Below are 410 nucleotides of genomic sequence, written 5' to 3' on the forward strand. Positions count from 1 at the left end.
TCGCGAGCAAGCTCGCTCCCACAGGAGATTCGGGGTGCAGACCTATCCGGCGCTTACCTCAGGACCATGTGGGAGCGAGCCTGCTCGTGATGACGGCGGCACAGCCAAGATCTCCAACAACTGAACCACCGCTATCGCGAGCAGGCTCGCTCCCACAGGAGATTCGGGGTGCAGACCTATCCGGCGCTCACCTCAGGGCAATGTGGGAGCGAGCTTGCTCGCGATGACGGCGGCACAGCCAACCTCTTCAACATCTGAATCACCGCTATCGCGAGCAGGCTCGCTCCCACAGGAGATTCGGGGTGCAGACCTATCCAGCGCTCACCTCAGGGCAATGTGGGAGCGAGCCTGCTCGCGATGACGGCGGCACAGCCAACATCTTCAACATCTAAATCACCGCTATCGCGAGC

This window comes from Pseudomonas sp. PICF6 (genome assembly GCF_009831705.1).
GTDB lineage: Bacteria > Pseudomonadota > Gammaproteobacteria > Pseudomonadales > Pseudomonadaceae > Aquipseudomonas > Aquipseudomonas rhizophila.